General features: G+C 74.1%; 11 protein-coding genes. 4 read left to right on the forward strand and 7 right to left on the reverse strand.

Features of this window, described 5'->3' with window-relative positions; translation table 11 throughout:
* The first annotated feature begins 120 nt into the window (after positions 1-120).
* Together WME75_RS43860 and WME75_RS43865 are read left to right on the forward strand one after the other, a co-directional pair.
* The gene (locus WME75_RS43860) at positions 121-735 is read left to right on the forward strand and encodes a Uma2 family endonuclease (RefSeq protein ID WP_437483871.1); all 615 of its coding nucleotides are present in this window, start codon (positions 121-123) and stop codon (positions 733-735) included.
* Between the two features lie 91 nt (positions 736-826).
* A complete protein-coding gene (locus WME75_RS43865; protein ID WP_437483874.1) occupies positions 827-4,144 on the forward strand; it encodes a protein kinase domain-containing protein in 3,318 nt (1,105 codons plus the stop codon).
* A 67-nt stretch (positions 4,145-4,211) separates the two neighbouring features.
* On the opposite strand, the gene purM is transcribed toward WME75_RS43865, so the two are convergent.
* The gene (gene purM, locus WME75_RS43870) at positions 4,212-5,258 is read right to left on the reverse strand and encodes a phosphoribosylformylglycinamidine cyclo-ligase (protein ID WP_437483877.1); all 1,047 of its coding nucleotides are present in this window, start codon (positions 5,256-5,258) and stop codon (positions 4,212-4,214) included.
* Positions 5,259-5,625: 367 nt separating this feature from the next.
* On the opposite strand from purM, the gene WME75_RS43875 reads away from it, so the two are divergent.
* On the forward strand, positions 5,626-6,054 hold the full coding sequence (locus WME75_RS43875; RefSeq protein ID WP_437483878.1) for a (deoxy)nucleoside triphosphate pyrophosphohydrolase: 429 nt from the start codon (positions 5,626-5,628) through the stop codon (positions 6,052-6,054).
* Positions 6,055-6,356: 302 nt separating this feature from the next.
* Here WME75_RS43875 and WME75_RS43880 read toward each other — a convergent pair whose 3' ends face one another.
* From WME75_RS43880 to WME75_RS43895, 4 genes are all read right to left on the reverse strand, one after another.
* Complete coding sequence (locus tag WME75_RS43880; RefSeq protein WP_437483881.1) at positions 6,357-7,460, reverse strand: cytochrome c biogenesis protein/redoxin; 1,104 nt, start codon at positions 7,458-7,460, stop codon at positions 6,357-6,359.
* A 21-nt stretch (positions 7,461-7,481) separates the two neighbouring features.
* Complete coding sequence (locus WME75_RS43885) at positions 7,482-8,228, reverse strand: zf-HC2 domain-containing protein (RefSeq protein ID WP_437483884.1); 747 nt, start codon at positions 8,226-8,228, stop codon at positions 7,482-7,484.
* A complete protein-coding gene (locus tag WME75_RS43890; protein WP_437483887.1) occupies positions 8,168-8,752 on the reverse strand; it encodes an RNA polymerase sigma factor in 585 nt (194 codons plus the stop codon). Before WME75_RS43890 ends, WME75_RS43885 begins: the two co-directional genes overlap by 61 nt.
* A 102-nt stretch (positions 8,753-8,854) precedes the next feature.
* On the reverse strand, positions 8,855-9,595 hold the full coding sequence (locus WME75_RS43895; RefSeq protein WP_437483890.1) for a 3-oxoacyl-ACP reductase family protein: 741 nt from the start codon (positions 9,593-9,595) through the stop codon (positions 8,855-8,857).
* Between the two features lie 90 nt (positions 9,596-9,685).
* On the opposite strand from WME75_RS43895, the gene WME75_RS43900 reads away from it, so the two are divergent.
* On the forward strand, positions 9,686-10,318 hold the full coding sequence (locus tag WME75_RS43900; protein WP_437483893.1) for a TetR/AcrR family transcriptional regulator: 633 nt from the start codon (positions 9,686-9,688) through the stop codon (positions 10,316-10,318).
* Positions 10,319-10,434: 116 nt separating this feature from the next.
* Here WME75_RS43900 and WME75_RS43905 read toward each other — a convergent pair whose 3' ends face one another.
* Positions 10,435-10,920, reverse strand: a complete 486-nt coding sequence (locus WME75_RS43905; RefSeq protein ID WP_437483896.1) for a hypothetical protein — start codon at positions 10,918-10,920, stop codon at positions 10,435-10,437.
* 138 nt (positions 10,921-11,058) lie between these two features.
* Positions 11,059-12,168 (reverse strand): glycine oxidase ThiO, encoded by a 1,110-nt coding sequence (gene thiO / locus WME75_RS43910; RefSeq protein ID WP_437483898.1) that lies wholly within the window; start codon positions 12,166-12,168, stop codon positions 11,059-11,061.
* Positions 12,169-12,251 lie beyond the last annotated feature (83 nt).

A 12,251-nucleotide genomic window follows, 5' to 3' on the forward strand; every position in this document is an offset into this window, starting at 1 on the left:
GGAGCGGGGCCCGCCCGGAGCCACGGCGCGCCGCCCTCCGTGCGACCGGCGCGCGAGCGCCGCGTCATCGGTCCGCGGAGCGTCGCTTGCCGCCTCACCGCGCCCGCCTATGCTCAGCTCATGGTCGCCGTCGCCCCGCTGCCCGCGCCCTCGACGCTCCCGTCCGGCCAGGGCGAGCAACGCTTCGTGATGCCCAACGTCTCCTGGGACGAGTACGTCGCGCTGCGCAAGCTGCTCGACGATCACCCAGGGCTGCGGATGACCTACTGCGAAGGGGTGCTGGAGCTCATGAGCCCGTCGGCCGACCACGAGGATGTAAAGAAGTGCATCGCGCGCCTCGTCGAGCTGTGGGCGCTGGCGCGCCGCGTTCGCGTCTACGGCTACGGCTCGACCACGTACCGCCGCAAGGCGAGGCAGCGCGGCCTGGAGCCCGACGAGTGCTACTGCGTCGGCAAGGTGAACAAGAAGCGGCCCGATATCGCGATCGAGGTGTTCATCACGAGCGGCGGCATCGACAAGCTCGACGTCTACCGCGGGCTCGAGGTGCCCGAGGTGTGGATCTGGAAGGACGGACGCATCTCGGTCCACCTGCTGGGAGAGGGCGGCTACGAGCAGGTCGAGCGGAGCGGGATGCTCCCCGAGCTCGATCTGGGAGAGCTCTCGGAGTGCGCGCGGATCCCCGATCAGGCCGACGCGGTCGACGCCTACTGGGAGCGGTTGACGCCGAGGGGTTGAGCGGCGAGAGCTGCCTCGCCCGGGGCCGGTCCACGATGGCCGGCCAACCTACCAATGCCGCGCCGCTCGGGTTAGGGTGGCGCCCGCCACGATGCCGGAACGCCCGCCCGAGCCGCCCCTGACCGCCGACGAGGCCGCGAAGCACCGAGCGGTGTCCTACCTCGGGCGGGTCATCTCGAAGCGGTACCGCATCGACGAGGTCATCGCCATGGGGGGCATGGGCGCGGTCTATCGCGGCGAGCACGTGCACATGCACAAGCGCGTCGCGATCAAGATCCTGCACCCCGACACCGAGCGGCTCCCCGAGCTCGTGCAGCGCTTCGAGCGCGAGGCGGTCGCCGGCGCCCACATCCAGCACCGGAACGTCGCGACCGCGACCGATTTCGGCGAGGCAGAAGACGGCTCGTTCTTCCTGGTCCTGGAGTACGTCCGCGGCACGACGCTCCACGAGATCATCCGGCGGGGGCCGATGCCCGCCGCGCGCGCCGCCCTGATCGCCAGGCAGCTCGCGGCGGGCCTCGGGGCGGCCCACGCGATGGGCATCGTCCACCGCGACGTGAAGCCGCGGAACGTGATGGTCGTCGAGCCGCAGGGCGATTTCGTGAAGCTCATCGACTTCGGCCTCGCGAAGGTGAGCGTCGACGAGCTGCGCCGATCCGGCGCGTCGCCGGAGTCCGTGCGGAGGGAGGGGGAGCCGCTCCCGGTCCGGCTCACCACGGCCGGGGTGATCTTCGGGACCATCGCCTACCTCGCCCCCGAGTCGGCGCTCGGGATGGATTTCGTCGACGAGCGCGCGGATCTGTACGCCCTCGGCCTGATCTTCTACGAGATGCTGGCCGGCAAGCACCCGTTCCTGGCCAAGGATCCGGTCGCGCTCTTCAACCAGCAGCGCAGCGCGCCCGTTCCGGCGATCGCCGAGCATGCGCCCGGCGTCGCGGTCCCGCCGGCCATCGAGGCGGTCGTGCGGCGCCTCCTCGAGAAGCAGCCGCGCGCCCGCTTCGAGGGCGCGGCGGAGCTGATCGCGGCGCTCGACGAGGCGTGCGCCGCGTCGGGGATCGTGATGGTCGAGCCCAGGGCGGAGATGGGGTCGAGGGCGGAGATGACGTCGGTGCCCGCGATCGCAGATGCGGCGCGCGTGCCGAGCAACCGGCCGCCCCTGCCCAGCGCGCTGTCGCGCGAGCCCGAGGCCGGCTCCGGCGGCGCTTCGGCGATCGTCCTCGGGGACTCGTGCCTTGTCTCGCTGACGGATGTGGCGGACGCGCTGGCGCCGGCTGCGCAGCAGGCAGCCGGCGAGCCGGCCGGAAGCGGCGCGAGCGCGCCGGAGCCGGCGCGCGAGAGCGACTGGGCGCTGGTGGGGGCGACGGCGCCGGTGGAGGCGGCCGAGGACAAGGAAGACGTTGCCAGTCAGTCGCGGCCGACGCCGGTGCGCGACACGCCGACCCTCTTCGCCGAGCTGACGCGCGACTCGCGCCCGACCACGGTGGGCGGCGCGGCGTTCATGGCCCAGGTCGCGTTCTCGCGGGAGGAAGCCGCCGGCCGTGCAGCTTCCGAGGCCGAGGAGGCCGAGGCCGAGGAGGCGCGGCTGTCGAGCGACTCGCGCCCGACCGCGGTGGGCGGCGCGGCGTTCATGGCGCAGGTGGCGTTCTCGCGGGAGGAAGCCGCCCGCGAGGCCGCTGGCCCGCCGTCGCCGCGATCGCAGGAGCAGGCCGCGTTGCAGGAGCCGGCGTTGCAGGAGCCGGCGTTGCAGGAGCCGGCGTTGCAGGAGCCGGCGTTGCAGGAGCCGGCGCAGCCGGTCTCGACGCCGCTACCGCTGGAGGCGCCGTCTCTGGCGCCCGTGGGGCCGGCAGGGTCGCTGGAAGAGCCGGCGTCCAAGGAGCCGGCGGGGCCGACGTCCGCGCGGCCGCCGATGGAGGAGCCGGCGCCCGAGCCGTCGGAGCGTGGTCCGTCGGAGCCCTCGCCGAAGCAACCATCGCTGCCGGGTACGGAGGAGCCGTCTGCGTCTGCAGCGGAGCGGGCGTCGTCGAAGCCGCCGTCAGCGCATGCCGCGGAGCGGGCGTCATCGAAGCCGCCGTCAGCGCATGCCGCGGAGCGGGCGTCATCGAAGCCGGCGTCGTCGAAGCCGCCGTCAGCGCCTGCGGCGGAACCGGCGTCGTCGAAGCCGCCGTCAGCGCCCGCAGCGGAGCGGGCGTCGTCGAAGCCGTCGTCCGTACCCGCAGCGGAGCGGGCGTCGTCGAAGCCGCCGTCGTCGTCCGCAGCGCAGCCGGCGCCCTCGAATCCGCCGGAGCCCTCCGCGCAAGAGCCCGCGTCGGCGAAGACACCAGCGCCGTCCGCGAAAGCGCAGCCGCCGGAGAAGGAGCCGCCTGCCGCAGCGCCGGCGTCACCGCCGCCGGACGAGCCGCCCGCGGAGGAGGACGCGCCCGCCTCGGAGCCGACCTCCGAACGGATGAGCGGCTCGCGGCCTGCCTTCGCCCCGACGCTGCTGCGGGAGCTCGAGGCAGCCGAGGCAGAGCGCATCGCCCTTGAGCGCGAGGAAGAAGCCAGGCGGAAGCTCGCCGAGGAGACCGAGCGCGCCGCGAAGGAGCGCGAGGAGAAGGCCAGGCGGAAGCGCGCAGCCCAGGAAGCGCGCGCGTCGCGACCGAGTCACGGAGGCCTCGGCGGCCGCCTGCGCCGGATCGCCCCGTACCTGGGCGGCGTCCTCCTCGCCGCGGGCGTCATCGCAGCGCTCGCCAGCGGCGGGCGCGCCCCGCCCGAGCCGGACCCCCAGCTCGGCCAGACGAGCCCGCCCGCGAGCGCGCTCGCCACGAGCGAGCCCGCGCCGGCCGCCGCGGCGCCCGAGGCCGCTGCGCCGGCAACGACCGCCGTACCCGACGCGCCGGCCGAGCCTCCGCCCGACGACGCGGCTCGGAAGGCGCTCACCGACGCCTCCAGGGCGCGCCGGTGGGTGAAGGCCGCCGAGGCGCTCAACCTGCTCGCCGAGCGCGATCCGACCGCGCTGCGCGAGCGCGCGATCGCGATCGCGGCGCGCAACGTCGCCATCGCCATCTCGAAGACGGGCGGCGAGCTCGCCGACAAGGTCTTCGATGCGCTCGCGAGCCGCTTCGGGACCGCCGGCCTCGACGTGCTCTACGAGATCGTCGAGACCCGCGGCCGCTCCACCCCGGCCACCCGCGCGGCGAAGCTGCTCCGCGATCCGGAGATCGCAGCCCGCGGGACGCCCGCCGTCCGGATCTCCTTCGAGCTGCGCGACGCCACGTGCGGCGAGAAGATACCGTTCCTCGATCGCGCCGTCTCCGAGGGCGACCAGCGCACCCTGGTCGTGCTCGAGACGGCGGTGAGGCCCTGTTACAAGACGAACCGGACCATCGACGAGGCGATCAAGAAGCTGAGATCGCGGCTCGAAGACGGGTGAGCGCGGGCCGCGCCGGCCCCCTTGCTCGTCGCGGCCCGCGCGCCGCGCCCAGCGCTCGCCGGCTCCCTCATCCGAACCGGACGCGCTCCTCGAAGGGCACGTCGCCGACCGACACCACCTCGCCGAGCACCCAGGCCCGCTCCCCGCTCCCGGCGAACGCCTCGATGGCCCGGTCCGCGGCGCCCTTCTCCACGACCGCGACAAGCCCGACGCCGAGGTTGAACGTGCGCCGCATCTCGGCCTCCTCGACCGGCCCGCCGCGCTGGAGCACCTGGAACACCGCCGGCCGCTGGTACGAGCCGAGGTCGAGCTGCGCGCCCAGCCCGTCGGGCAGCACGCGCGGGAGGTTCCCCGGCAGGCCGCCGCCCGTGATGTGCGACAGCCCCCGGACCGCATCGCCGCAGGCCGCGAGGAGCGCCGTGATCGCGCGGGCGTAAATGCGGGTCGGCGTGAGCAGCGCCTCCCCCACGGTCGCGCCGAGATCGTCCACGCGGTCGCTCATCCGGAGCCCCATCTCCTTCTCGAGCACCCGCCGCGCGAGCGAGAAGCCGTTCGAGTGCAACCCGCTCGACGCCACGCCGATCACGGCGTCGCCGACCGCGATCCGCTTGCCGTCGAGGATGCGCGAGCGCTCGACGACGCCCACGGCGAAGCCGGCGAGGTCGTACTCGCCCTCGGCGTACATTCCCGGAAGCTCGGCCGTCTCGCCGCCGATGAGCGCGCAGCCGGCCTGCTTGCAGCCCTCGGCGATGCCGCGCACCACCGCCTCGCCCACGTCCACGTCGAGCTTGCCGGTGGCGAAGTAGTCGAGAAAGAACAGCGGCCGCGCGCCGACCGTCACGACGTCGTTCACGCACATGGCGACGAGATCGATGCCGACCGTGTCGTGAACGCCCGTCGCGAACGCCACCTTCAGCTTGGTGCCGACCCCATCGGTGCCGCTGACAAGCACCGGCTCGGACAGTCCGCTCGGCAGCGCGCACAGCCCGGCGAACCCGCCGACGTCGCCCAGCACCTCGGGGATGCGCGTCGGCTTCGCGAGCCGCTTGATGCGCTCGACGAGCGCGTCCCCTGCATCGATATCGACCCCCGCTTCCCGGTATGTGACGCTCATGCGAGGCGCATCCCATACCTCGGCGGCAAAGGGAAGCGGGCTCGCTCCCGGCGAGGCCGCCGCGCCGCTCGTCGCCGGGGCCGGCGAGCGCAGCGGCCATCCCGGCAGAGGCGCGCCCCGCGGCGCCGCCGCCATGTGACGGCGCAGCGCCGCGCGACACCCCCGAGCGCGGCCGCTCCTCGCGCCTCACGCCGCGGCCTGGTCGCCCGCGCCGCGGCGCGCATTCTCTTGCGGCGCATTCCCTCTATCGAGGCGACTTTCTCGCCGGATCTGACCGCATCCGGCCAATGCGGTTCTTCGCTGCGGAGCTGTCGTGAGCGCCTCTCCGGCCTTGTCTTCTGCGCCGCGGTCGACAATCTAGGCGCCCATGTCCGCCGCGTCCGATCCGTCGCCTGCTCTCGTCCTCGTCTCCGCCGCCGTCGTCATCGAGCGTGGCCGCGTGCTGCTCACGCAGCGCAAGGTGGGCGCCCACCTCGAGGGCGCGTGGGAGTTCCCGGGCGGCAAGGTCGAGGCCGGCGAGGATCCACGGGACGCCCTCGTCCGCGAGCTGCGCGAGGAGATCGGCGTGGAGGCCCGCGTCGGCGATATCGTGGAGGTGACCTACTACCGTTATCCGGCGAAGCCGGTGCTGCTGCTCTTCTACGAGGCTTCCTTCGCCGAAGGGTCTCCCGCTCCGGTGGCGCTCGACGTCGCCGCCGTGCGCTGGGCCGAGGTGCCCGAGCTCCGGGACGAGCTCTTTCCGCCCGCCGACGTCGCGGTGCTCGCCAAGGTGCGCGCGCGCCTCGCGGGGGCCTAGGCCAGTGCGCCGATTACGTTAAAATCCCGAGGAAATCAGCAGATGGGAAGAGGACCGCAAGGGACGCAAGGGGGAAGAGGGGAAGAGATTTCATCCCTGTATCTCTGCTTCCTTGCGCCTCTCGCGCCCTTGCGGTCTCTCTCCTTCTCGTACTCGTGTCCTTCCAGCGTTCTCCCCGGCTTGTCCGGCGGGTGGCGCATCCTGTTGAGCTCAGGCGAGCTTCAACCTGTCCGATGCTTTCGTCCGCGAAGCTCGGGTGGCTGGCGGGGAGATTGCGGGAGCAATCCCGCGCCCTGGGGGCCTCACAATGCAGGGGGGCAAGCCTCGCCACGGACGTCGCCGAGCAGGCTCGCGAGCCGCTGGCGAGGCAGCTCGCCGACGGCGCGCTCCACCTCCTGCCCCGCGGCGTCGACGCTGAGGAACGTCGGCACGAAGCGCACGCCGTAGCGTGCCGCGAGGGCCTGCCCGCGCGGATCGTCGACCCGGATGCGCAGGACGGTGTCGGCCTCCTTGGTGCAGCGCGCTTCGAGCTCCTTCACGAGCGGCGCCATGCGCTCGCACACCGCGCAGTGCGCGCTCTCGAACTCGACAAGCCGAGGCTTTCCCTCGATCAGCGTGACGTCGCCGTGCTCCACGACGCCCTCCGGGGCCGCGCACGCGCCGGCGGGGCCGCCGTCGCAGGGCGCGCTTGCCGCCACGGCCGCCGCGGGCGCCGGCGAGAGGGCGTCCAGACGGCCGGTCGCGAACGCGATGCCGAGGACCACGAGCAGCGCCCCCGTCACGCGCTGGAGGACCGGCGTGGCCGGCACCAGGCGACGTGCCAGCTCGACGGCCGCGGGCCCGGCGAAGGCCGCGACGACGAGCGGCGCGGCGAGGCCCGCGGCGTAAGCGCCGAGCTGGATCGCGCCGGTGAGCGGGCTGGCACCCGCGCTGGCCGCGTAGGTCAACGCGGCGCCGAGCACCGGACCGACGCACGGCGTCCACCCTGCCGCGAAGGCGATCCCGAAGAGCATGCCTCCCCAGAAGCCGCCCGCGCGCGGGAGGCGGGAGAGGAGCGGGCGCGCCTCGCGCTCCAGCCACGGGAGGCGCAGCACACCGAGGAGCTTCGCGCCGAAGAGCACGAGGATCGCGCCGGACGCGACGGTGAACGCGTGCCGATGGGGCGCGAGCGCCGCGGCGATCACCGACGCGCCGGCGCCGAGCGCGACGAGCACGATCGCGAGGCCGATCGCGAAGCCGACGCCGGCGAGGCGCACGCTGCGCTGCACCGCCGCGCGGTCTGGACCGCCGAGCGCCCCGGCGCCGCCGAGGGCCGACAGGTAGACGGGGAGCATCGGGAGCACGCAGGGCGACGCGAACGTCAAGAGCCCCGCGCCAAAGAGCGTCAGCAATGAGCCGATCGTCATGGGTCCTCGTGATGGCCGGGATCAGCGCCTGCCGAGCGCCGGCGCGAGCGCCGCCATGTCCACTTCGGCGACCGCGAGCACCGGCTGTTCCACGCTCCTCGCGCAGATCGCGTTGCCGAGCGGCCCCCGGGTGCACCCCACGCTGCGCCCGGCCAGCACGCGCGCGGCCGTCGCGGCGTCGGAGCCGGGCGGCGGCACGAACACCGTGAGCGGCTTGTCGCCGCTCGCGTACATGAGCGCCGCCGTGCGCGTGCCCCCGATCTGGCAGAGGCGCGCCCCGAGCAGCCGGGCGCCGGACAGCGCCGGGACGGTCACCGCGTAGCCGAGCTTCCCCTCGAGCCATCCGGCGACGGCGCCCGGATCGGAGGACTCGAAGTCGCACGGGCGCTCGCGCGCGAAGCCACGCACGTGGTGGCTCACGAGCTCGTCCGCCATCGCCGCGCCCACGCCTCGGCCCGGGCTGCCGACGAGCAACGCGGCGGCCGCCGCGGCCGCGGCGAGGGCGGCCGTGACCACCCAGGGGCCGCGGCGCGGCGCGCGCGCCTTCCGCGCGGCGGCGGCCTCCGCCCGATCGCGCAGGCGCTTCGGGACCTCCCCGTCCGCCTTCGCGACGAGCGCGCGCCGCACGCTGCCGACGACCTCCACGGCGCGCCGGCAGGGCCCGCAGCCGGCGACATGCGCCTCGATCCGGACCGCGTCTTCGGGCGTCACCTCGCCGTCGTGCCACGCCGAAATGCTCTCGAACCACTCGCGGTTGCAGCCTGCCATGACGTCTCCTCGTGCCGTTCGGAGAGGCCCTCGACCAGCGCCAGCCGCGCCCGCGAGAGCCGTGATCGCACTGTGCCCACGGGGCACGCCTGGAGATCGGCGATCTCCTCGTAGGAAAGATCCTCGACCTCCCGTAGCAGCAACGCCTCGCGCCACTCCGGGGGCAGGCGCGCGAGCGCGCGCTCGACCTCGTCCGCGAAGCCGCGTTCGAGGAGCTCCGCCTCCAGATCGCCCTGCGGCTCCGGCACCGACTCGGCGCCGCGGCCGCCCTCGATCACCTCGAGGCGCTGCCGCGCGCCGCGCGTCGCGTTGAGCAGCACCGATCGCTCGATGCGGAGCAGCCACGCGCGCATGCGATCCTCGTCGCGCAGGTCGGCGTGCCGCTCGATCGCGCGCACGACCGTCGCCTGCGCCAGATCCTCGGCGTCCTGCTCCGAGCGCGTCAGGCGACGCGCCGCGCGCAGGAGGCACGGGAGCTCGGCGAGGAGCCGAGCGAGGAATGATGTGTGGGGAGACGTGGGCATCGCTGGACCGGGAGCAGGAGGGCTTTGCCTCGCCTCGTTTCCCAGACACTCCCATGACACGGCGAGGCCCGCGGAAAGTTCCCGACCCGTCGACCTGACCGATCAGGCGGTGATGCCGCCGTCGATCTTCAGGTGGGCACCCGTGACGAAGGCGCCCTCGGGGCCGGCCAGGTACGCCACCATGCCGGCGACCTCGTCGCCCTTTCCGTAGCGCTGCACGGGGATCTGGCCTTTCAGCGCGGCGGCGAGCGGGCCGTCGACCGGGTTCATGTCGGTGTCCACGGGGCCAGGCTGGACGTTGTTGACCGTGATGCCGCGCGGACCGAGATCCCGGGCCCAGCCGCGTGTCAGGCCGGCGACCGCTGCCTTTGTCGCGGCATAGACGGCCATCCCGGGCATGAGCGCTCCGTCGCTGCTGATGCTCCCGATGTTGATGATGCGCCCACCCTCGCCCATGTGGCGGACGGCCTCTTGCGTGGCGGCGAAGAGGCCCCTGACGTTCACCGCCATGAGGCGATCGAACTCCTCCAGCGAGAACTGATCGATGGGCGCGAGGGCGGCGACGCCGGCGTTGTTCACCAGCACGTCGAGCCGGCCGAAGATCTTCACCGTCTGGGCGACGGCGCCCCTCACCGCCTCGACGTCGGCGCTGTCCGCCCGGAGAGCGATCGCCCTGCCGCCCGCCGCCTCGATGGCGTGCACCACCTCGGCTGCCTTCTCGGGCGACGCGGCATACGTGAGGGCCACGGAGGCGCCCTCGTGCGCCAGGCGCCTGGCGATCGCCGCCCCGATACCCCGCGAACCCCCGGTGACGAGCGCAACCTTGTTCTTCAACGTACCCATCGAGACAAGCTCCTTTTTTGGAACGATCGTTCCTGAAAAAGAAGCTAATAGGTTGTTGCTGTCCGTCAAGCGATTTATGGAGCGATCGTTATGAAAAAAGCGGCGGAGGGGGTCCAGCGGGGGCGAGGGCGGCCGCGCTGCTTCGATCAGGAGGCGGCGCTGGAGCGGGCCATGGTCCTGTTCTGGGACCGGGGGTACGAGGCGACGTCGCTCGACGAGCTGAGCGCGGCGATGGGCATCAGCCCGTCGAGCCTCTACGCGACGTTCGGGGGCAAGGAGCAGCTCTTCCGGGCGGCGGTCGATCGGTATCTCGCCAGGGGGGGCGGGAACATGGGCTGCATCTTTGCCGAGGAGCCGACGGCCCGGGGCGCGGTGCAGCGGCTGCTCGACGCGGCGGCCGACGAGTTCACCCGACCCGAGCATCCGTCCGGGTGCATGATCGCGCTGGCCGGGACCCAGTGCTCCCCCGGCGCCCGGCCCGTACAGGACTTGCTGCGGGGGCACCGAGAGGGCTGGCACGCCTCGCTCCAGGCGCGGATCCAGCGAGGCATCGAGGCCGGCGAGCTCGCGTCCGACACGGACGCCGCCGCGCTGGCCACGTTCTACTTGACCCTCATGCTGGGGATGTCGGTCCAGGCGCGGGACGGCGCGTCACGGGAGGGCCTCAGCGCGGTCGCGGAGGCCGCGATGCGGGCATGGCCCGGCGCCCCGCGCGGTCCGTAGACGGCGCCTGTTCCTCGGCCATGCAGAGGGGATCCGCGTTCGTCCCTGGTCGCGCGTCCACGATAGGCCCGGGGAGCCCTCCCGCGGAGCCAGGGACGGGCTCAGGCGACGCGGCGCTAGCTCGCGGCCGCGCCGGGCCCGGGCTGCACGGGCGGCGGGGTCCGCGTGATGCTCTTCCAGGTGTCGACGGCCCAGTCCCGGTGCGACTCCTCCTTGCAGACGATGGTGCAGCGCGCGAGCCGGCCGGCCTCGGGACACACCATGATGGCCATGAGCACCCAGCTTGGCTCCGGCTCGTCATCGCTCTCGCCCTGCATCCACAGCCCGGCGCCCGCGAGCTGCCCCCTCCGGTGCTCGTAGCGCAGCCCCGACATCTCGCGCGGCGGGAAGGTGTCCAGCACCTCCTCGGCCGTGAAGGGCGCGCCGTCGTGCCGCCGGTAGATCATCGACGAGAGCGAGACCTCCCGGCGCTCGCCGGGATCGAACATCCGCAGCGTCTCCCCGCCGTACAGGAGCTCGGACTCGAAGGAGGGATCGACCTGGATGGCCCAGCCGCAATGGAAGTAGAACCGGATGGGAATGAGCTCGCAGGTGGGCGGCATCGCGGCGCTCAGCGTAGGCGCCCCGCGCGGCGAGCGCACGCGGGCCCGCCCCGGCCTGGCCGCCGGGCGGCGCGGGCGTGCCGCGGCGAGGCGGCGGTTCGGGGCCAGCGGCCGCCGGCCCGCCGGTAGCCGCCGCGCTCAGCCGGCGATGCCGGGCCGCGCGGGCGAGAAGGGCGACAGGTCCAGCGGCGGCTGCTCTCCCGCGATGAGCGCCGCGACGATCTGCGCGGTCACCGGGGCGAGGAGGACGCCATTGCGGAAGTGCCCTGTCGCGAAGATCAGGTGGGTGAGCTCGCCCTGTCCGAGGATCGGCAGCTCGTCGCTCGGGTGCGGCCGGAGGCCGGCCCAGGTCCTGCCGAGCGGCGCGTCCTCGAGGGCGGGCACGAGCCGGAGCGCCGCGGTCAGGAGGTCGCGCACGGCCCGGGCGGTCACCGCGGGCACGAAGCCGGCGAGCTCGACGGTCGCCCCCACGAGCACGCGCCCGTCGTCGCGCGGCGACAGGTAGCACCCGGGCCCGTAGACCACCTGCGTGAGCGGCGGCGACGCCGGCGTGAGCTCGACGATCTGCCCGCGCACCGGCCGCACCGCGGCGGGGGCGAGGCCGGACCCCTCGATCAGCGACGACCAGCTCCCCGCGGTCAGCACCGTCCAGTCCGCCTCGACCCGGGTGCCGTCCTCGAGCAGCGCGCCGCGCGCCCGCGCCCGATCGACGAGGACGCGCCGGACCGCCGCGCCCGCCCGGAACTGCACGCCGGTGCGCTCCGCCGCGATCCGCAGCGCGCGCATCAGCGACGGCGGATCGAGCCGCGCCTCGTCGGCGAACCACGCGCCGCCGGCGACCTCGGCGCAGAGCGAAGGCACGCGCGCCCGGGCCCCGCCGCCGTCGCAGAGCTCCACCGCGAGGCCGGCCTCTCGTTGCCAGGCGACCTCGCGGGCGATCTCCTCGCGGCCGGAGGCGGTGAAGGCCACGCGGAGCGCGCCGCTCTGCCGGAAGCCCACGTCGATGCCTGTCGCCTCGGCGAGCGACGCGACGAGCTCCGGATACAGGGCGCGGCTCGCGAGGCAGAGCCGCGCGAGGGGGCCGTCGCCCGCCGCCTCGAGCTGGGGGCCGAGGATCCCGGCCGCCGCCCAGGAGGCGCCCTCACCCGGGTTGCGCTCGAGGACGCGAACGGAGAGCCCGCGCCGCGCGAGCGCGAGCGCGGAGGCGCACCCGGCCACGCCGCCCCCGATCACCACCACGTCGCTCATCGGCGCGTGCATAGCACGCTGGGCGCCGCGGGGAGCCGAGCGCGGAAGCGCTGCGGCTGGCTGGCAGGGGATGAGCGATCCGA

It is taken from the genome of Sorangium sp. So ce1014 (genome assembly GCF_051521505.1).
In the GTDB taxonomy this organism is placed as follows: Bacteria; Myxococcota_A; Polyangia; order Polyangiales; family Polyangiaceae; genus Sorangium.

Excerpts from the sequence above, each read along its gene's own strand:
- WME75_RS43860 (WP_437483871.1), top strand. The coding sequence starts at position 121 with ATGGTCGCCGTCGCCCCGCTGCCCGCGCCCTCGACGCTCCCGTCCGGC.
- thiO (WP_437483898.1), bottom strand. The coding sequence starts at position 12,168 with ATGAGCGACGTGGTGGTGATCGGGGGCGGCGTGGCCGGGTGCGCCTCC.
- purM (WP_437483877.1), bottom strand. The coding sequence starts at position 5,258 with ATGAGCGTCACATACCGGGAAGCGGGGGTCGATATCGATGCAGGGGAC.
- WME75_RS43885 (WP_437483884.1), bottom strand. The coding sequence starts at position 8,228 with ATGGCAGGCTGCAACCGCGAGTGGTTCGAGAGCATTTCGGCGTGGCAC.
- WME75_RS43880 (WP_437483881.1), bottom strand. The coding sequence starts at position 7,460 with ATGACGATCGGCTCATTGCTGACGCTCTTTGGCGCGGGGCTCTTGACG.
- WME75_RS43905 (WP_437483896.1), bottom strand. The coding sequence starts at position 10,920 with ATGCCGCCCACCTGCGAGCTCATTCCCATCCGGTTCTACTTCCATTGC.
- WME75_RS43875 (WP_437483878.1), top strand. The coding sequence starts at position 5,626 with ATGTCCGCCGCGTCCGATCCGTCGCCTGCTCTCGTCCTCGTCTCCGCC.
- WME75_RS43900 (WP_437483893.1), top strand. The coding sequence starts at position 9,686 with ATGAAAAAAGCGGCGGAGGGGGTCCAGCGGGGGCGAGGGCGGCCGCGC.
- WME75_RS43895 (WP_437483890.1), bottom strand. The coding sequence starts at position 9,595 with ATGGGTACGTTGAAGAACAAGGTTGCGCTCGTCACCGGGGGTTCGCGG.
- WME75_RS43890 (WP_437483887.1), bottom strand. The coding sequence starts at position 8,752 with ATGCCCACGTCTCCCCACACATCATTCCTCGCTCGGCTCCTCGCCGAG.
- WME75_RS43865 (WP_437483874.1), top strand. The coding sequence starts at position 827 with ATGCCGGAACGCCCGCCCGAGCCGCCCCTGACCGCCGACGAGGCCGCG.